Origin of the sequence: Limnohabitans sp. Bal53, assembly GCF_003063355.1 — a bacterium.
Lineage (GTDB): Bacteria > Pseudomonadota > Gammaproteobacteria > Burkholderiales > Burkholderiaceae_C > Limnohabitans_A.
The window spans coordinates 180,609-197,731 of sequence record NZ_NESH01000002.1 but is presented as its reverse complement, the minus strand read 5'-3'; the positions used below and the strand labels follow the sequence as shown (position 1 = coordinate 197,731).

General features: G+C 62.0%; 20 protein-coding genes. 12 read left to right on the top strand and 8 right to left on the bottom strand.

What is annotated here, in order from left to right; genetic code table 11:
- Positions 1-550 precede the first annotated feature (550 nt).
- The 6 genes from B9Z50_RS05900 to B9Z50_RS05875 all read left to right on the top strand — a co-directional run bounded on the left by B9Z50_RS05900 (position 551) and on the right by B9Z50_RS05875 (position 6,052).
- Complete coding sequence (locus tag B9Z50_RS05900; RefSeq protein WP_108362758.1) at positions 551-1,186, top strand: flavin reductase family protein; 636 nt, start codon at positions 551-553, stop codon at positions 1,184-1,186.
- Between the two features lie 96 nt (positions 1,187-1,282).
- The gene (locus B9Z50_RS05895; RefSeq protein ID WP_108363597.1) at positions 1,283-2,944 is read left to right on the top strand and encodes a long-chain fatty acid--CoA ligase; all 1,662 of its coding nucleotides are present in this window, start codon (positions 1,283-1,285) and stop codon (positions 2,942-2,944) included.
- Positions 2,945-3,094: 150 nt separating this feature from the next.
- Positions 3,095-4,147, top strand: a complete 1,053-nt coding sequence (locus B9Z50_RS05890) for a S1C family serine protease (RefSeq protein ID WP_158270641.1) — start codon at positions 3,095-3,097, stop codon at positions 4,145-4,147.
- 28 nt (positions 4,148-4,175) lie between these two features.
- The gene (locus B9Z50_RS05885) at positions 4,176-4,499 is read left to right on the top strand and encodes a TIGR03643 family protein (protein ID WP_108362756.1); all 324 of its coding nucleotides are present in this window, start codon (positions 4,176-4,178) and stop codon (positions 4,497-4,499) included.
- 120 nt (positions 4,500-4,619) lie between these two features.
- The gene (locus tag B9Z50_RS05880) at positions 4,620-5,546 is read left to right on the top strand and encodes a B12-binding domain-containing protein (RefSeq protein ID WP_233249786.1); all 927 of its coding nucleotides are present in this window, start codon (positions 4,620-4,622) and stop codon (positions 5,544-5,546) included.
- A 143-nt stretch (positions 5,547-5,689) separates the two neighbouring features.
- Positions 5,690-6,052, top strand: a complete 363-nt coding sequence (locus B9Z50_RS05875; protein ID WP_108362755.1) for a hypothetical protein — start codon at positions 5,690-5,692, stop codon at positions 6,050-6,052.
- A 93-nt stretch (positions 6,053-6,145) separates the two neighbouring features.
- Here the strand turns inward: B9Z50_RS05875 and B9Z50_RS05870 are convergent, their stop codons facing one another.
- The 4 genes from B9Z50_RS05870 to B9Z50_RS05855 all read right to left on the bottom strand — a co-directional run bounded on the left by B9Z50_RS05870 (position 6,146) and on the right by B9Z50_RS05855 (position 9,556).
- Positions 6,146-7,354, bottom strand: coding sequence for a Stealth CR1 domain-containing protein (locus B9Z50_RS05870; RefSeq protein WP_108362754.1), 1,209 nt, complete (start codon positions 7,352-7,354; stop codon positions 6,146-6,148).
- Between the two features lie 123 nt (positions 7,355-7,477).
- A complete protein-coding gene (locus B9Z50_RS05865; protein ID WP_108362753.1) occupies positions 7,478-8,797 on the bottom strand; it encodes a Y-family DNA polymerase in 1,320 nt (439 codons plus the stop codon).
- 55 nt (positions 8,798-8,852) lie between these two features.
- Positions 8,853-9,218, bottom strand: a complete 366-nt coding sequence (locus B9Z50_RS05860; protein WP_108362752.1) for a helix-turn-helix domain-containing protein — start codon at positions 9,216-9,218, stop codon at positions 8,853-8,855.
- Complete coding sequence (locus B9Z50_RS05855) at positions 9,215-9,556, bottom strand: type II toxin-antitoxin system RelE/ParE family toxin (protein ID WP_108362751.1); 342 nt, start codon at positions 9,554-9,556, stop codon at positions 9,215-9,217. Before B9Z50_RS05855 ends, B9Z50_RS05860 begins: the two co-directional genes overlap by 4 nt.
- 565 nt (positions 9,557-10,121) lie before the next feature.
- Here B9Z50_RS05855 and B9Z50_RS05850 point away from each other — a divergent pair.
- The 4 genes from B9Z50_RS05850 to B9Z50_RS05835 all read left to right on the top strand — a co-directional run bounded on the left by B9Z50_RS05850 (position 10,122) and on the right by B9Z50_RS05835 (position 12,696).
- Positions 10,122-11,090: a DUF533 domain-containing protein gene (locus tag B9Z50_RS05850; protein ID WP_199221676.1), complete on the top strand. Its 969-nt coding sequence runs from the start codon at positions 10,122-10,124 to the stop codon at positions 11,088-11,090.
- Between the two features lie 184 nt (positions 11,091-11,274).
- Positions 11,275-11,802 carry a heme-binding protein gene (locus B9Z50_RS05845; protein ID WP_158270640.1) on the top strand — a complete coding sequence of 176 codons (528 nt, stop codon included), beginning with the start codon at positions 11,275-11,277 and terminating at the stop codon, positions 11,800-11,802.
- An 87-nt stretch (positions 11,803-11,889) separates the two neighbouring features.
- Positions 11,890-12,246, top strand: a complete 357-nt coding sequence (locus B9Z50_RS05840) for an HNH endonuclease (RefSeq protein WP_233249785.1) — start codon at positions 11,890-11,892, stop codon at positions 12,244-12,246.
- Between the two features lie 42 nt (positions 12,247-12,288).
- Entirely contained in the window at positions 12,289-12,696 is a 408-nt protein-coding gene (locus B9Z50_RS05835; protein ID WP_108362749.1) for a dihydroneopterin aldolase, read from the top strand.
- Between the two features lie 6 nt (positions 12,697-12,702).
- On the opposite strand, the gene B9Z50_RS05830 is transcribed toward B9Z50_RS05835, so the two are convergent.
- The 3 genes from B9Z50_RS05830 to B9Z50_RS05820 form a co-directional block, all read right to left on the bottom strand.
- On the bottom strand, positions 12,703-13,278 hold the full coding sequence (locus tag B9Z50_RS05830; RefSeq protein WP_108362748.1) for a pyridoxamine 5'-phosphate oxidase family protein: 576 nt from the start codon (positions 13,276-13,278) through the stop codon (positions 12,703-12,705).
- Positions 13,279-13,352: 74 nt separating this feature from the next.
- Positions 13,353-14,228 (bottom strand): excinuclease Cho, encoded by an 876-nt coding sequence (gene cho / locus B9Z50_RS05825; RefSeq protein WP_108362747.1) that lies wholly within the window; start codon positions 14,226-14,228, stop codon positions 13,353-13,355.
- A 16-nt stretch (positions 14,229-14,244) separates the two neighbouring features.
- Positions 14,245-14,676: a LexA family transcriptional regulator gene (locus tag B9Z50_RS05820; RefSeq protein ID WP_108362746.1), complete on the bottom strand. Its 432-nt coding sequence runs from the start codon at positions 14,674-14,676 to the stop codon at positions 14,245-14,247.
- Between the two features lie 438 nt (positions 14,677-15,114).
- Here B9Z50_RS05820 and B9Z50_RS05810 point away from each other — a divergent pair, with 438 nt between their 5' ends.
- Positions 15,115-15,330 (top strand): hypothetical protein, encoded by a 216-nt coding sequence (locus B9Z50_RS05810; RefSeq protein WP_146183173.1) that lies wholly within the window; start codon positions 15,115-15,117, stop codon positions 15,328-15,330.
- A 23-nt stretch (positions 15,331-15,353) separates the two neighbouring features.
- Here the strand turns inward: B9Z50_RS05810 and B9Z50_RS05805 are convergent, their stop codons facing one another.
- Complete coding sequence (locus B9Z50_RS05805) at positions 15,354-16,247, bottom strand: MBL fold metallo-hydrolase (RefSeq protein WP_108363589.1); 894 nt, start codon at positions 16,245-16,247, stop codon at positions 15,354-15,356.
- Between the two features lie 94 nt (positions 16,248-16,341).
- Here B9Z50_RS05805 and B9Z50_RS05800 point away from each other — a divergent pair, with 94 nt between their 5' ends.
- Complete coding sequence (locus tag B9Z50_RS05800; RefSeq protein ID WP_108362743.1) at positions 16,342-17,019, top strand: transglutaminase family protein; 678 nt, start codon at positions 16,342-16,344, stop codon at positions 17,017-17,019.
- The last annotated feature ends 104 nt before the right edge of the window (positions 17,020-17,123 follow it).

Sequence of the window (17,123 nt, the reverse complement as noted above, 5' to 3'; positions counted from 1 at the left end):
AGAAGTCAAGGAAGAAGAATAGCCGCAATCATGCTCCCCACCGGGCTCAGGGCAAGAGCCCGATGCTGCCGCATTTTTAAGCACACGCCGCCACGCCAGTCAGCATGCGGCTTGGCGCAGTTGTTCAAGGACTTATCCACACCTTTGGTCACGGTGTTTGGGGGTAAATCCCACCGCTCAGGCCAACAGGGAATGCGCCGAAGAGAAAACCCCGCGTCCAGAACACAGCGGGCCTTGGTAGGCACCTCGGCGATGAGGCCGACCCCGCACGCCAAGACGAACTACCCAACATTTGCCGACGTGGTGGCCCCAGCCAAAGCCCCAAAGAACGTCGCCTATGGCGCTATCGGCCATGGCAGCCTGGCGCATTTGACCATGTCTTTGTGGGGCCAAAGTGGCGGCATGGCATTCAAACACCCCTTCAAGGGGTGGGCTTCAAGCTGGGGTGGGGTTTCATGGCCACAGAGCCTATGCGGCGCAAGCTTGGCTCAAGCATCGCTTTGTCATGCACATGACTGGCATGATTTCGACCTGCCCATAAAGTCCTGCCATGACGCATTTTTACGAACCCCACCTGGGCCACGGCCTCAAGCACGATCCATTCAACGCCATCGTGGGCCCCCGCCCGATTGGCTGGGTGTCCAGCCGCAGCAATACTGGCGTGCTCAATTTGGCCCCCTACAGTTTTTTCAACGCCTTCAACTACGTGCCCCCGCTGATTGGTTTTTCGAGCATCGGGCGCAAGGACTCGCTGAGCAACATCGAAGCCAATGGCGAATTTGTCTGGAACCTGGTCACGCGCCCCCTGGCCGAAGCCATGAATCAGACCTGCGAGGCCGTGCCCCCTGACGTGGACGAATTCGCCCTGGCCGGTCTGACCCCTGCCCCTTCGCGCCTGTTGAGCGTGCCGCGGGTGTTGGAGAGCCCCGTCAGCTTCGAATGCCGCTGCACACAAATCCTGCAAATGCAAGACCTGCAGGGCCACAAAGTGGACACCTGGATGGTGTTTGGCCAGGTGATTGGGGTGCACATCGACGAGCGCTTGATTGCCAACGGGGTCTACGACACGGCCAATGCAGGGCACATCCTGCGCGGCGGTGGCCCGGCCGATTACTTCAGCATCGGCCCCGAGCAGCTGTTCAAGATGTACCGCCCCGAAAGCGGTGCGCGCGATTTGCCCAAGTGAACGTGCGCGTGTGACTCGGGCCTTGGGTTTTCCCTAGCCTGCCCTGTGTGCTCTGGGCCGCATGATTTGGGCAAACCCGCTCAACCCACGCCCTTCATGACCACCGACTTCCCCACAGCCGCCGCCCCATCCCCCATCTGCAGCACCATGATGCAAGTGCCTCTGTCTCTGAACCACTTGTTGGACAGGGCAGGCACTTTGTTTGCCAGCAACGAGATCGTCTCGCGCCTGCCCGACAAGTCGCTGGTGCGGCACAGCTACGGCGCGTTTTACCAACGCACCCGCCAACTGGCGCAGGCCCTGCAAAACCTGGGGCTGCAAAAAGGCGAACGCGTGGCCACGCTGTGCTGGAACCACCATGCGCACCTGGAGTGTTATTTCGGCATCCCGGCTGCGGGTGGCGTCATGCACACGCTCAATTTGCGCCTGTCGCCCGAAGAGATCGCCTGGATCGCCAACGACGCGCAAGACAAGGTGCTGATCATCGACGACGTGTTGCTGCCGCTGTACCAGCAGTTTGCGCACCTGTACCGGTTTGAGCGCGTGATCGTGTTCCCCTTCTCCGGTGCCGCCGTGCCCGCGCCCTTCACCGACTATGAACAGCTGCTGGCCAGCACCGACACACAGCACTTTCAATACGCCCCACATGCCGAAGACGATGCGGTGTCGATGTGCTACACCTCGGGCACCACGGGTCGCCCCAAAGGCGTGGTGTACTCGCACCGCTCCACCATCTTGCACACACTGGTGGGTTGTCTGGGCGACTTCTGGGGCCTCAAGGGCAGCGACGTCATCTTGCCCGTCACGCCCATGTTCCATGCCAACAGCTGGGGCATTCCGTATGGCGCGGTGATGATGGGCGTCAAGCTCGTGTTTCCCGGCCCGCACCTGCACCCGGAAGACCTGCTGGACCTGATGACGGCCGAGCCCCCCACTTTGTCGCTGGGCGTGCCCACCATTTGGATGGGGCTGATCCAGGCTTTCGAGGCTGCGCAAGCTACCCAGCCGGGCCGCTGGAAACTGCCCACGGGCATGCGCTCTTTGGTGGGCGGCGCGGCCGTGCCCGAGGCTTTGATTCGCGCCTTTGACCGGCACGGCATCTGGATTTTGCAAGGCTGGGGCATGACCGAAACCTCGCCTTTGTGCACCGTGTCCTATCCCAAGTCGGAGCTGAAAAACGCGTCCATGGACGAGCGTTACCGCCGCGCCGCCATGGCGGGCGTGCCGGTGCCGCTGACCGAGCTGCGCATCCGGGGTGAAGACGGGCAAGACGCCCCCTGGGACGGACAGCATGTGGGCGAGATCCAGGTGCGTGGCCCCTTCATCACCGGCAGCTACCACCAGGTGCCGGTGAGCGAAGACAAGTTCAGCACCGACGGCTGGCTGCGCACCGGCGATGTGGCCAGCGTGGACGCCTTGGGTTTTGTGCGCATCACCGACCGCACCAAAGACCTGATCAAGTCCGGCGGCGAGTGGATCAGCTCGGTCGATCTGGAAAACGCCCTGATGGCCCACCCCGACGTGGCCGAAGCGGCCGTGATCGCCATCCCCGACCCCAAGTGGAGCGAGCGGCCACTGGCCTGCATCGTGCTCAAACCGGGTAAACCACCACAGCCAGAAGCCTTTGCCGCCCACTTGCTGCAGCACGGCTTTGCCAAGTGGCAGGTGCCCGACCGCTACGAGTTCATTGACGCCGTGCCCCGCACCTCGACGGGCAAGTTCTACAAACTCAAACTGCGCGAGCGCTTTCCGTCCTGAGCGCGATCTGACCAAGCGTTGACCCGGTGGCCTTGACCCCGTGGCGATCCCCGCCCGTTGAACCATTAGGCTCTGCGGGCATGGGGTTAAGAGGCTCAGCCCACAATGGGTTGGCGCTGCTTGAGCGCCAATTTTTTCAAGGGGATGACCATGCGCCACCCGTTACCCATGGCTTTTTTGGCCAGCATGTTGTCCTGCGGCTTGGCTTGGGCGCAGGCTGCCGGTCAACCCGCCACGGCGCCAAACACACCCCAAGAACAACCCCGCGAGATCCAACAGGCCTTGCCTCCCGAGCCGATGCAGCGCGTGCTGCAATCGGTGGTGACGGTGCAAAGCCGCAGCGACGCGCAGGCCAACACCAGCCGTACCCTGGGCCAACGGCGCGAGGGCTCCGGCGTGGTGATTGGCCCCGACTTGGTGCTGACGATTGGCTACCTGCTGCTCGAAGCCGAGAGCGTCGACCTGATCGACCACCAGGGGCGCCGCATACCGGGGCAAGTGCGGGCCGTGGACAACCTCAGTGGCCTGGGCCTGATCCGCGCCCTGGTGCCGCTGCGGCTGGAAGCTGTGCCCTTGGGCGACTCGGACACCCTGCCCACACCCGGCAAGCTCTGGACCCTGGGCCAAAACGAGACAGAACCCACCGCGCTGGAGTTGGTCTCCAGAAAAGTCTTTGCAGGCAGTTGGGAATACCTGCTGGAAACGCCCTTGATAACGGTACCTGCCGTGAACAACTGGAGCGGCTCGGGGCTCTTTGATCCCGAAGGCCGTCTGGTGGGCATTGGCTCCTTGCTGGTGCAAGACGTGTACGGCGACCAAGTCCCGCTGCCAGGCAATTTGTTTGTGCCCGTGAACCTGCTCAAGGGCCCCCTGCCCGACTTGCTGCGCAGCGGCAAACGCACAGGCCCGGCCACCCCCTGGCTGGGCATCACCAGCCAGCCGCTGCCCAGCGGCGGCTTGGGCGTTTTGCGGGTCTCGCCGGGCAGCCCGGCAGCGGTGGCGGGCATCCAAATGGGTGACACCTTGCTGGCCCTGCAAGGCCAAACACTGCAAGACCTGCCCGACTTTTACCGCCGTCTGCGGTCCCTCGGGCCTGCAGGCGGCCGCCTGACCCTCACGGTGCGCAGCGAGGGCCAAAATCGCGAAGTGGAACTGGTCAGCACCGACCGTGCCGCAGCGCTCAAACGACCCAGCGGGATTTGACCGCACCTGTACCCCCTCACCTTTGAGCATGACCCACACCCGCCCCCCACTCAGCGAAGCAGACACCTCCCAGATCATCGCCATGGCCTGGGACGACAACACGCCCTTTGAGGCGATTGCCCAGACCTACGGCTTGAGCGAATCGGAGGTGATTGCACTCATGCGACAAAGCCTCAAGACAGGCTCTTTCCGGGTCTGGCGCACGCGGGTCAGGGGCCGTGCCAGCAAGCACCAAGCGCGGCAAAACCAGCAGGCGGTGCAGACCTTGGCCCAGGCCTGCGGGGTGGTCAAGCCCATGGGTGAAGACCTGCCGACCCGCACAACCTACCCCACGCGCGAAGGTCTGAAATGAGGAACACAAGACCTCAAGGACCCCGTTTTACAGGTGATAACCCCTAGGCTGGTTCGCCCCTGAAGCCTTGCCAGGAATCGTTGAAAGCGTTATGGTCAAAACTAACTTTTGGATTTCTTGATGTACCTCAATTTACCGGGCCTGCACTTCACCCCGTTGAAGGCACATGCAAGCGCCTTGCTCACACTCATGTCCTCTTTGGGGCAACAACTGAGCGGCTTTCAGTCCCAAAAGCAAAAAGCCGACAACTTTAGCGATCAGGACGAGTGCAAAAAGTCCCTGACCGAGGTGATCGAGACCCAGATCATTCCACGCCTGGTGCAGGCCCACCGGGTGGCTCAAGCCGAGGTCGACCCCACCACGCAAGGCCCTGGCATCTCGCCCAAACAGTTGGCCACGTTTGTGGCCTTGAGCAAATCCAGCCAGGCCAACGAGACCACACAATTCATCGACGAGCTGCTGCACCAAGGCATCACCACTGACCGGATTTTTCTGGAGTTGATTGCCCCGGCCGCACGTCAACTGGGCCTGATGTGGGAGCAAGACCTGTGTGACTTCACCGAAGTCACTTGTGGCTTGGTGCGCATGCATGAGATCACGCACCGTCTGGGCTTTGAATACCAAAACGGCCCGCAACTGGGCGGTGATGTGCAGCGCATCATGCTGGCCTCGGCCCCCGGCTCGCAGCATTTTTTGGGCATGACCATCGTGTCCGACTTTTTCCGCAAAGCCGGCTGGGACGTGGTCATCGAAATTTCGCTCTCTGAAAAAGAGCTGGTGCATGCGGTCAGCAACGAGTGGTTTGATGTGATCGGTATTTCGTGCGCCACCGAAGCGCAACTCAAGAACTTGCCAGGCCTGATCCGCGCCCTCAAGGCCGCATCGGGCAACCCCGAGCCTGGCGTGCTGTTGGGCGGCCCCATTTTCACCGTGCAATCCCACGACGCCCAGAGCCTGGGCGCCGATGGCATTTGCGTGGACGTGAAAGAAGCCGTCGCTTTGGCCGCTTCGTTTCGATCAGGCAACAGCCCAGCGGCCCGGGACTGAAACCTGCGCCATGTCTGTTCGCTCAGCGCCCATACCGGCCTGACAGCTTAGGCAGCGAACACGGCAAAAGGGCTTGGCATGCCCCGGCTCATTCTGGGGCATGGCATGATCAAAGCCATGTACTTCATGCCCAAGACCCGCCCGTGAACTGGCTCCAGAAACTGCCCGGCTTCACCCGTTCAGCCCCCGGCCTGGAATGGGCTTTGTGGAAAAAACTGCCCTGGATCACCTTGGCGGGTACCGCCCTGCCCTTGGCCTTGGTGGCGCTGGCCTGGCTGGCAGCGCCTGAAGCCCCCACGCCAGCTGACGAGCGCCAACTGACCCAATGGCTTTACATCGCCATTGGCGCTGTGGTGCTGCACTGGACGCTGGTACTGACGGCGGCCATTGGCTGCGTGATCGTGATGCTGATGAAAGGCCCGGCCTTTGTGGCCGATGGCTTTGAGGTGCAGCACACAGACCGCCCGGGTAGCCCCACAGCAGACCCCGTCCGCGACAAAAGCTGACAGGCCGGCAGACGCCTGCCCCGCCATGAATGAGACCATCGTGCACACGATGGATCGGTCATGGCGGCCAGCCCTTTGCGCTGACACAAACCCTCAAGCCCTGCGGCGTGATCCGGACACCGGGCTCTGGTGAGCCGCTGGCGCTTGCGCGCCTTGGTGAATTTCGGCCGACTGTCCTGCCCGCTCATCGCCTTGGCACGAAGCACCGCCGCCCCACTGCTCAAAGCCCGAAGCCATGGGCAGCATGGCCTGCAGCACCGACTGCACCTGGCGCAAGCGTGGGTCATCAGGGTGCGCGTCGTCGGTGGTGTCGTTGATGCAAAAAAAGTCGAGAGCACCGAACTCGGCCGCCAAGGCCTGCAACTGCGCCTGCTGATCGGCGTCCCCCGTGGACACATGGCGGTGGCGGTATGTGCGCATCTGCGCCAGGCCATGCGCCAGCGCCCAGCGCAGCACAAAGTCGGACACGATGGTCGGCTTGTCCCAACTGCGAAACACGGTCGAGCGCACCGCCGCAAACAACTCAGGGGCCACGCCCTCCAGCTCCAGGAGCAGCGAGCGCCGCATGGGTCTGGGCGAATGGGCAAAGGTGCGGAAGGTGCTTCGGTACAACGGGTCTAGCTGGCGACCAAGTGGCAAAGCCTGACCCGCCAAAGACGCGCCCGCTTGCGCCCGCAGCCACTCGATCGACAAGCGGCAAGCGTTCTCCAAAGAAGTGGCGTCCATGCGCATGGCCTCGTCCGAGACAAGCGGCTCGTCTGACCAAGTCAGGTAAAAACCCTCGGGGGTGAACCAATCGGCCGGGCTCAAAGGTGCACCCAAAAACACATCGTCGTTGAAATAAAAATAGCGCTCGGACAAACCTGGAATGTGGTGAATCCACGATTCGATGTGGCCCGAATCAAAGGTGGGTAAGGAGACCTCGGGCATCAACTCTCGGTGGTCCACCAGCGTCAACCGTTCCGAGGGGCGCAGCCAGTCCGGGGCCTGCGCATCGGTCACGATGTACACATGGCCGTGCTGCGGGAAAAATTTCTCCAATGCCCTCAAGCTGTAGCGCAGCTCATGGTTGTCCCGAAAGCGTCCCTCTACATTGCTGTAGCGCGCCATAGAAGCACTCGTGTCGTCGGGCAGCTGCGCCAAAGCCGCCTCGCGCTTGGCACGCCAGCTCGAATCGTTGCCGTCCACCCACAAATACACCACGTCGATGGGGGCATCAGGGGTCTGGACCCAGGCGGGGTCCGCTGCGGTGGCGTGACTGTGCGCAGCGGTGTGGGTGGTGGTAGAGCTGGAATTTTTCAAGCAGCAAGTCTATCAGCGGCCTCAAACCGCGATTTCAATACCCGCCCCGCTGCCGGGGCCACTGTGCGCAGGACGTGCTGCCCGGCACGAGCCCGCTGGGCAGGCCACGCGCCGCGCGCCAGTTCAGGAGTCCATCTGCACGGTGAGCAAATTCGCCCAATCGGTGGTGTAGGCCGGGGTCTTGAAATCTTGCTTCATGTGCCAAATTTGTGCGCTCTGCCCCAAGCCCGCGCTGGCCAGTTTGAGCGTGCCGCGTCCATGGCGCTGGTTCAGCTGGTCCATGGTTTGCATCAGGCGCACGCGGTTGGCGGGCTGCACATCACCCGCTTGGCGCGACAAATCCAGCGTGAGTTGCTGGCGCGTGGCCGGCTGCAGCCCCATCAGCATCACACCCGCCTTGGCGTACACATAACCCGGCTGGTAAATGTTGCGCAGTAAAGCCAAGGCCGCTTGCGTGATGTGCGCGCTGTCGCTGGTGGGCACGGGCAGCGGCAGGCAGGCGCTGCGGCTGTACTGCGCGTCTTTCTTCCTGAACGGGCTGGTGCGAATGAACACCAACACCTGGGCCGCATGGCCCTGTTGTTTGCGCAGTTTTTCTGCAGCGCGGCACGCAAACTCGGTCACCGCCTGCTGCAAATCGGCCAACTCAGTGACCGGGTGGCCAAAGCTGCGGGTGCAGGCGATTTGTTGTTTGGCCGGGGGTTCGTCTTCGAACTCGATGCAGGGGGTGCCATTGAGTTCGCGCACGGTTTTTTCCAGCACCACCGACCAGCCCGCTTTGGCTGCGGCCGGGCTCATGCGCTGCAGATCCAGCGCGGTGTGGATGCCGTTTTCGCGCAGTTGTGCCCCGATCTTGCGGCCCACGCCCCAGACGTCGCCCACTTCGGTGGCCTGCAGCAGGGCCTGCAGTTCTTCGGGGGTGCACGCGCCCAGGTGGCAGATTTGGGCGTGTTGGGCCGGGTAGCTGCCGGGTTTGCGTTCGGCGCTTTTGGCGATGGCGTTGGCGAGTTTTGCGAGGGTTTTGGTGGGGCCGATGCCGATGCAGGTCGGGATGCCGATCCATTGGTGGATGCGTTTGCGGATGGTGCGGGCGCGGCGCACCAGGTCGCCGCGGATGCCGCTCAGGTCGACAAAGCTTTCGTCGATGGAATAGACCTCTTGGTTGTGGCCCAGACCTGCGGCCAGGCTCATCATGCGGTCGCTCATGTCGCCATACAAGGCGAAGTTGGCCGACAGGGCGATCAGGCCGGCGTCGCGCTCGAGCTCGCGCAGCTGGAAGTAAGGCGCGCCCATCTTGATGCCCAGGGCCTTGGCCTCGTCACTGCGGGCAATGGCGCAGCCGTCGTTGTTGGACAGCACAACCACCGGCCGGCCTTGCAGCCAGGGCTGGAAGACGCGTTCGCAGGAGACGTAGAAGTTGTTGCCGTCGATGAGGGCGAGCATGGGGGGGCATGGCTAAATACTGTATAAATGAACAGTATATAGACCTGCAACCCAATCACCCCGCTGCGCGAAGCCCCTGCTTGGTATTTGGCGCACGCTTTGCGGGGGCTGCCGTCCGAACCTTGACGGATGTTTGAGGCCGAATGCTCAGGCCCACACGCATGCCCGCGCTGGTGGCCATGTTGACCAAGGCATCGAGGCTGAAAATTTCAATCTTGCCCTTGAGCAATTGATTCAAACGCGGCTGCGTCACGCCCAACGTCTTGGCTGCGACCGCTTGCGTCAAGCCACTGGCGTGGAACCACTGCACCAGAGCGACCATGGTTTGCGAACGCAACAGCAGGTTTTGCGACTCCTGAGGGCCAAAGCCAAGGTCCGCAAACACGTTGGCGCTGCCCTTGCTGATTTTGAGATCTGTCATTTGGAACTCCTTGCTTTGCTTAGTGCCTTGTAACGGTCGATGGACAGGTCCATGTCTTTCTTACTGGTTTTAGCTGTCTTCTTGACGAAAGCGTGCAAAACATAAACAGCCTCACTGAACTTGGCCACATACAAAATCCGATACGACGTCTCAACTCGGATGCGAATTTCTTTCACGCCGGCACCGACGTTTTCCATCGGCTTCCAGTCCAGCGGATCAAGTCCCCATTGAACCAATCCCAACTGATGACCTGCTGAACGCCTGGCCTCGTCAGAAAAGGCCTTCAACGCTTCCAGACTGTCGCCAAGCCAAAGCAATTGTTTGGGTTGCGTCTTCATTTGAAGCCTCCAATGATATTCCAGTTTCAGAATAAATCTATGGGTGATCTATTGGCTGCTGGCGCACAGGTTTTTAAGCGGCAGCAAACCCCAAGAGCCGCGCATACAGTCGCTCAAACACCGCCTCCAGCCCCGGGTGCAGACGGCGCATGCCGGCGACCACAGCGTCGGCCCACCTAGCGCAGTCCGTGTCGCACCCGCTTGCGGCACCCCATGAAAAACGGCCCCAGAATCACTCCTGGGACCCTTTTACCGACTCCCCAAAAAAGACCATTCAGACTTTTATCGACCCCTTCACAGATGGTCGCGGTCGCTTAAATAATACTTTATATTTAATTTAAACCAGCTTTCGTCTTGTCACAGAATGCCAAGTTGTGTATGCCTGAACACGGGTTCAGGACCTGCTCCTTGAATTAGCCGACTCTCGCATTCCCGCACAGAGTGCCTGAGCGTCCCCCAATCCCCTCCTGCAACAGGTCATTGCCCCTCGCCAACAGGTCCCCCTTTGGCCCCATGTGCTTGAATTGGTTTTTGTCTTCAAACCCATTCCATTCGTCCAAGTCACATGATCAACGCACCCACCCAGCAAGCGCTTTTGGCCATCCTGGTTCACGCCGCCATGGCCGATGGCGACAAGTCTCAAGCCGAGCGCGACTTTGTGCGCGACCTGTCTTTGCAACTCGACGAGCACGGCGGTGCCAAGCAACTGGCGCAGGCTGTGCAGGCCGCGCTGTTGGGGCGTTTGTCGGCGCAGCAAGCGGCCGCGCAACTGCAAGAGCCGATGCACCGCCAACTGGCCTATGAGTGGGCGACCGCGGTGTGCCACGCCGACGGCCTGTGCAGCCCGGCTGAAGCTGCATTTTTGCAGCGCCTCAAAACCGATTTGCATCTCGGCGGCGCCGAACCTGAGGCCACCGCCCACACCCAAGCTTTGGCCCAAGCCGCTTATGCCGAGGAGGCCGCTGCGCCTGCTGCACCTATTGCGCCTGTCACACCCGCTGCCTCTGCTGCGCCCGCTGTGGACAACGCGGCCATCGACCGCTCCATCCTCCACTACGCCATCTTGAACGGCGCGCTGGAGTTGCTGCCCCAGTCCTGGGCGTCGATGGCCATCATTCCGCTGCAAATCAAAATGGTCTACCGCGTGGGCGTGGCCCACGGCGTGTCGCTCGACCAAGGTCACATCAAAGAGTTCATCGCCGCCGCAGGTGTGGGCCTGACTTCGCAATACATTGAAGAATTTGGCCGCAAGCTGCTGGGCGGTTTGCTGGGCAAGGCGGGGGGCAAGCTGCTGGGTGGTCTCGGCAGCCAAGCCACGAGCATGGCGTTTTCATTTGCCAGCACCTATGCGCTGGGCCATTTGGCCAAACGCTATTACGCAGGCGGTCGCGTCATGTCCACCGACTTGCTGCGCCAAACCTACCAAGGCCTTTTGAGCAGCGGCAAAACCCTGCAACAGCAGCACTTGGGCGACATCCGGGCCCGGGCGTCCACTCTGGATGCGGGCGAGGTGATGCGCATGGTCCGGGGCTGAGTGGGTGCGACACCATCAAGGCCAGTAGATCAAATGCCCACAGGCGTGCGCCAGCGGACCGAGGTGCATGCCTGAATTTGCTGTAATGGCTCCACACGCCACATGAAAGACTCTGATGCGCTGGCTTTTTTCCCTCTTGTACTCCCTCTTGTTGCCCGTCCTGTTCCTTTTTTCTGGAGCCGCCATGGCCGTTGAAGAACCGCGTTTCACCGTGCTCGTCTCGGACCCACCGTTTGAGGTTCGCCGCTACGCCGCTTTCACGGTGGCCCAAACGCAAATTCAGGGGGACTTTGATGCCGCCAGCCGCAGTGGGTTTAGGCGCATTGCGTCCTACATCTTTGGCGACAACCTGCAAGCCGGGCTGGGGGCGCAGCGCAAAATTTCCATGACCGCGCCCGTCACCGTGGTGCCTGAAGACGAGGGCTGGCGCGTGCATTTTGTGATGCCGTCGGCCGAAAGCGTGCAGACTCTGCCCCAGCCGCTCAACCCACAAATCCAGCTGCGCCCCGTGCCCGAGCATGAGACGGTGGCGGTGCGTTTCAGCGGCTTCACCACACAAGCGAGCATCCAGGAGCAGACCGAACGGCTGCGGGCTTGGGCGCAGGCGCGCCAGCTCAAGCTCAACCCCACGGCCCAAATCGCCCGCTATGACGATCCCTTCACCCTGCCGTGGAACCGCCGCAACGAGATCCTGATTGATTTGATGCCCTGAAAGCGGGCGGGATCAATCGCTCGGTGCGGCCTGCGCCGCTGGCTGCCTGTTGTAGCCTTGGGCCATGGTCAACACAGTCTTGCAGCCGTGACGGGGCGCATTCGCAAAAAGCTCATTCAAGCCCAGCTTGAAGCCCTGCCCGCACCGCGCGGCGGCGATGTGCTGTGCCCACTGTGCGAGCGCAGCATTCCGCCCAGCCAACAAGACGCGCACCACCTGGTGCCCAAGTCGCATGGCGGTGCACACACCGTGCTGCTGCACCGCATTTGCCACCGCCAGATCCATGCGCTGTTCACCGAGACCGAATTGGCCCGCACCTACAACACCGTTGAGGCCTTGAAGCAGCCCGAAGAGATGGCCCGCTTCATCCGTTGGGTGCAAACCAAACCCGACGCATTTTTTGAAAAAAGCCGCAAGAGCCAACGGCTCAAAAGCCAACGTTGAGCCCCAGAGCGCCCACCTACAAATTTGCCCCTGAGAGCACCCATGACCCTGCCAACCTTGACCTCCAGCCAGATCGAACTGAAAGACTTTCACCTGGCCACCCGCATCGGCAGCTACGGCCCAGGCGACACCGTGCCCGAGTACCACGCGCTGGACTTGACACTGTGGATCGACCCCGACTTGGTGCTGATTCCCGAAGACGGCATGGCCCATGTGTTTGATTACGACCCTTTGGTGATCGAGATCGAGCGGCTCGCAGCCGATGGGCTCTACGACACGCAAGAGCGGCTGATGACACGCATCGTGCAGGCCTGTGCGGCTTACCCGGTCATTGAGGCGCTTGAGATGGCTTTGCGCAAATTTCCGGTGCGAACGGGCAGCGGCTCTTTGGGCGTGCGCTTGGTGGTGGACGGGGCGCAACTGCAGGGCATGCGAGACGGCATGGGCTGAAAGCATTCAAGGCGTGAGCCACTCCCAAGTGCTGGCGCTCAACTGCGCCCGGCGATGCCCGTCGCGCGACAGCTCCAGCCAGTCCATCTGAAGCACCTGCGCGCGCAGCACGGCAAAGCTGTGTGTTGGCGCGGGGACCTTGACCTCAGCAGCATCTGCTGTGCCACTGCCTGATGGCAACACCGCACCCGGCGGCAGTGGCGACAAATAATCACCCGCCGCCGCCGACTGCTTGACCCCTTGCCAAAGCGCATCGACCTCTGGGCCAGAAGTGATGACCGAACAGGCTACGCGCAAGCGCAATTGCCAGCTCAAACGCGCACTCCAAAATACCAGCATCGCTGAGGCTTGAGCCTGCAGTTGGGCCACTTTGGGGCTGCGGCTGTCGGTGTAAAAAGTCAGCCGCCCGGCTACGGCGTCTACCTGCCGCAGCACCACGGTGCGGGCATCGGGCAAGCCGTCTGCATCGGCAGAGGCCAACACCGGCGTGCGCCACTCATGGTGCCGGTCCAGGCTGGCGCGGCCCAGCTCTTTCCAGATTTGCGGGCGAATTTCTTCGGGCGTTTGCAGATGGATTTTCATGACGATGGGGTTGGATTGCGTTGGATTGCGTTAGGTGGGGGCTTCAACCGAATGCTCTGCCGTGTCACTCGGGCTCACAACGCCAAAATCTCCACGCGCCCCGTGAGCACCGGGCGGCACAAAATTTTGTAGCCATCGGCGTCAAAGTGGGCGGCCACTTGGCTGGCGGTTTGGCTCAGTTGGCGGGCGGCTTCGGCGCTGAGGGCGCTGCCCAGATAGCACCAGTGCTTGACAACATGGATTTGTGTGAAGTCACCATCGCGCTCGACCAAACCCACCGCACCCTTATAAGGCCAGCATTCCACACGCAACGCCAGCAGACTGGTGAACAGGCGCTCGCGGTGCGCCTCGGGGGTCTCGTCGCCCCGGCATACGCCTGCGCATTGGCGGATTGCGGCCCTGAAGCAGGCTTTGCCGGGGGGCAGTTTTTCCAGGCCCAGCGGGCCATAGCAAAGTTTGTGTTGGTCGGCCACAGCACGCAGCGCATCCAGCGCGGCGTGGCGGCTGGCGTACAGGCCATAGAGCTCCGGCTGGTTGGCAAAGTCGATATCGCGGGCGTAAACCACCTGCGGCACCTCGCCCGTCAGTTGCAAGCTGCACAGTTGTTGGTTGCGGCGCAGTTTCTGGTTGAACAGCGGGTGCTGGGCCTTGATCATTTGCGCCTCTAAAAGCAGCGCCCCGATCTCCCCCGCCGTGCGGATATGGCTGATGCGCTGGGTTTGGCGCAACATGCGGGCCTCGTCCGGCGTGCGCAGGTGTGACAGCAAGCGGGCGCGGATGTTGATGCTTTTGCCGATGTACAGCGGCAAGTCGCCCTCTTGGCCATGAAAGGTGTAGACGCCGGCCCCGGTGGGTGCGTCTTCGATGGCTTCGCGCAGGTGTTGCGGGTATTCGTAGACACGGCTTTCTTCAAAGTCGTCGCGGCGGTGGCGTGGGGAAATGGTGGCCATGTCCAATCATGTCAGATCAGGTGGCGTGTTGGTGAATGGTCGCGATCACCACACCCCAGATGTCCACGCTTTGACCGTCCTTGGGCACGATGTCGGGGTAATCGGGGTGAGCCGCCTGCAGGCGCAAGCCCTCGCTGGGCAAACGCAGGATTTTGCAGGTGAAGTCGCCGTCGATCACGGCCAACACGATCTGGCCGTCGGCCGGGGCGATGGCGCGGTCCACCAACACCACCGAGCCGTCCAGGATGCCGGCGTCGCGCATGCTCTCGCCGCGCACGCGGATGTAAAACGTGGCCTGCGGGTGTTTGACCAGCTGCTGCATCAGGTCGATGCGCTCGACCTGATGGTCTTCGGCGGGCGACGGGAAACCCGCCGCAATGCTGGCGGGCAAGGCCTGCAGCCACCAGTTTCCGGGGGGCAGGGCTTGGGGGGTGTCTGGGGCGTGCATGGCGTGAACTGCTCAATATACTGTTTATATTTACAGTATACTGGCGCGGTCATGCTTCTTGCAGTTGCCTGACATTTTTGTTGATTCACGCCCCGGGCTTTGCGGCCCAGGGCGTTTTTTTTCGATCGTGCGGCGACGCAACGGCTGACAGAAATAGCCTGCCTTAGCCCATGGCATTGGCCGTCTATGGACCACCATGGATCGCTTCGTACCTCGCGATGACGGCACCGAGGGTAGATTGGTTCGCTTCGTCAAAATGGGGGCTGACCCAATTGATTTGATTGTTTGGCAAGGGCTCCATGTTGGGGCTGAAGCCACCGACCTGCTGCTGTAGGAGCCCACCCCTGTGGGCGACTTCACACACACCGCCTCGGCCTGCCATCGCCCACGGGGTTGGCTCTACAAAAGATCCATCTCTTGCCTGTGGCTTAAGACGGCGTGACGTGTCAACAAGTGTGGGCGCTGAGGCTGCCCAGCGGCGCAGAAAACTCGGCGCGCCAGTTTTCGCTTGCTTGTAGCGGCCAGGGCTTGCTGGTAGGCCGCAGCGGTATCGGGGCCGCTCACCACACCGGGGGCCTGGCCCTACAAAAGGGCTTGGTCGTGGTGCTGCAAGAGTTGCTCGGGGGTCATGAGAGTCTCCTGATGGAAGGGTGAAAAGGCTTCAAACCGTCAAAAAATCAAACAGCCCAAAAGCGGCCATCGTCCAACGTCTGAATTTGCCCTTGCGCCTGCAGCTCGGCCAGGTGCATGCCAATGGTGTTGCGTTCGGCGCAAGGGACAAAGGGCACGTCGTAGCCTTGCGGGTACAGCAGGCGGCGGTCGACCAACTCGTCCAGGCTGTGCGGCGTCTGCAAGTAGCCCAGCAGCTGCGCGCTGCGCTCGTCGATCTTGCTGGCAAAGCGGGCCAAGTCGGCCAAAAACTGCACCCGGTCGGTGATGACTGCCTTATGGTGCGAGGTGGCCCAGATGCGGGCGTCCAGCTCGGCCACTTTTTTGAGGGTTTGCCGAAAGTCGCTCAGGTTGGATGTGGCGTCGCCGTAATACGGGCCAAAGCCGCTCAGGTCGATGTCGCCAATGAAGGCCAGGCCTTCGCTTTCGACCACCAGAGCGCAGTGGCCTGCGGTGTGGCCCGGCAGGTGGTGCGCCCGAACGCGCACGCCGCCGCCCAGGTCCCACAGCGCGCCGTCGCTGTAGCCGGTGGCGTCGGGCCGGGGCTGGTAATGAAAATCCTTTTGCACGATGGCGTGCATCGCATCCAGCACATCGGCGGGGTAACCGTAGTGCTGGCAAATGCCCTCCCACGATTGGGCGGCGGCCAAGTCGGCCTCGTGCACCTGCACCGGGGCGTGGGGCAGGCGGTGCAGCCCGGCCATGTGGTCTTCGTGCACATGGCCCAGGATGACCAAGTCCACCGTGTCCAACTCGGGGCCAATGCGGTTGGCCACCTCGGGCGTGTCAAAGGCCACCCGCGTGTCGGCCCCCTGCACGATGAGCTGGTTGCCGTCGGGGTATTTGCCGGACTTTTCACCCAGGTGCACACGCACCGCGCCGAAATTCAAAACCGAAGCCATGCCCATGTCTCCTTGTGTTGTGCTGCAAAGCACCATCAAAGCACTATAGCCAGCGTGACACCCCAATGCTGCCGCGCGCGCTACAGTGAACTGCATGAACGACCTGCCCTCCCCCGCCACGCTGGCCGCCACGGCCTTGATCGACAGCGACCACCCCGATGTGATCGCCTTGGCGCGCGAACATGCACAAGGCGCCACCGACCGCGAACGCGCGGTGTCGCTGTACCTGGCGGTGCGCGACCGCTTTCGCTATGACCCCTACCGCATCGACCTGTCGCCGCAGGGCATGCGGGCCAGCTCCGTCATCGCCCAAGGCTCGGGCTGGTGCGTGCCCAAAGCAGCGCTGATGGCGGCGGCCTGCCGCGCCGCAGGCCTGCACGCCCGGCTGGGTTATGCCGATGTGCGTAACCACCTGAGCACCGAGCGCTTGCGCCAGACCATGCAGACCGATGTGTTCATCTGGCACGGCTATGCCGACATCTGGTTGGACGGCCAGTGGGTCAAGGCCACGCCTGCTTTCAACATCGAGCTGTGTGACAAATTCGGCCTGTTGCCGCTGGAGTTTGATGGGCAAAACGATTCGATTTACCACCCGTTTGACAAGGCAGGCAACCGGCACATGGAGTACGTGAACCAGCGCGGCACTTTTGACGACATGCCGCTGGCGCAGATCGTGACCGATTTCCAAACCGTCTACAGCGGCTGGATGGCCGAAAAAGCCCCCTTGCTAGAGGCCAGCTTCGAGCAGGATGTGGCGAAGGAAACCCGGTGACCTAGCGCCAGCTGGTGCTCGAGCCCTCAGACTTGACAGGACATACCGAACTTCCGAAGGCAGCGATGGCCTGGTCCCGTTTGAAGTCAGCGACAATCATCTAC

Excerpts from the sequence above, each read along its gene's own strand:
- B9Z50_RS05885 (WP_108362756.1), top strand. The coding sequence starts at position 4,176 with ATGACCCACACCCGCCCCCCACTCAGCGAAGCAGACACCTCCCAGATC.
- B9Z50_RS05900 (WP_108362758.1), top strand. The coding sequence starts at position 551 with ATGACGCATTTTTACGAACCCCACCTGGGCCACGGCCTCAAGCACGAT.
- B9Z50_RS05890 (WP_158270641.1), top strand. The coding sequence starts at position 3,095 with ATGCGCCACCCGTTACCCATGGCTTTTTTGGCCAGCATGTTGTCCTGC.
- B9Z50_RS05845 (WP_158270640.1), top strand. The coding sequence starts at position 11,275 with ATGGCCGTTGAAGAACCGCGTTTCACCGTGCTCGTCTCGGACCCACCG.
- B9Z50_RS05835 (WP_108362749.1), top strand. The coding sequence starts at position 12,289 with ATGACCCTGCCAACCTTGACCTCCAGCCAGATCGAACTGAAAGACTTT.
- B9Z50_RS05855 (WP_108362751.1), bottom strand. The coding sequence starts at position 9,556 with ATGAAGACGCAACCCAAACAATTGCTTTGGCTTGGCGACAGTCTGGAA.
- B9Z50_RS05865 (WP_108362753.1), bottom strand. The coding sequence starts at position 8,797 with ATGCTCGCCCTCATCGACGGCAACAACTTCTACGTCTCCTGCGAACGC.
- B9Z50_RS05880 (WP_233249786.1), top strand. The coding sequence starts at position 4,620 with ATGTACCTCAATTTACCGGGCCTGCACTTCACCCCGTTGAAGGCACAT.
- B9Z50_RS05805 (WP_108363589.1), bottom strand. The coding sequence starts at position 16,247 with ATGGCTTCGGTTTTGAATTTCGGCGCGGTGCGTGTGCACCTGGGTGAA.
- cho (WP_108362747.1), bottom strand. The coding sequence starts at position 14,228 with ATGGCCACCATTTCCCCACGCCACCGCCGCGACGACTTTGAAGAAAGC.
- B9Z50_RS05820 (WP_108362746.1), bottom strand. The coding sequence starts at position 14,676 with ATGCACGCCCCAGACACCCCCCAAGCCCTGCCCCCCGGAAACTGGTGG.
- B9Z50_RS05850 (WP_199221676.1), top strand. The coding sequence starts at position 10,122 with ATGATCAACGCACCCACCCAGCAAGCGCTTTTGGCCATCCTGGTTCAC.
- B9Z50_RS05895 (WP_108363597.1), top strand. The coding sequence starts at position 1,283 with ATGACCACCGACTTCCCCACAGCCGCCGCCCCATCCCCCATCTGCAGC.
- B9Z50_RS05830 (WP_108362748.1), bottom strand. The coding sequence starts at position 13,278 with ATGAAAATCCATCTGCAAACGCCCGAAGAAATTCGCCCGCAAATCTGG.
- B9Z50_RS05860 (WP_108362752.1), bottom strand. The coding sequence starts at position 9,218 with ATGACAGATCTCAAAATCAGCAAGGGCAGCGCCAACGTGTTTGCGGAC.
- B9Z50_RS05800 (WP_108362743.1), top strand. The coding sequence starts at position 16,342 with ATGAACGACCTGCCCTCCCCCGCCACGCTGGCCGCCACGGCCTTGATC.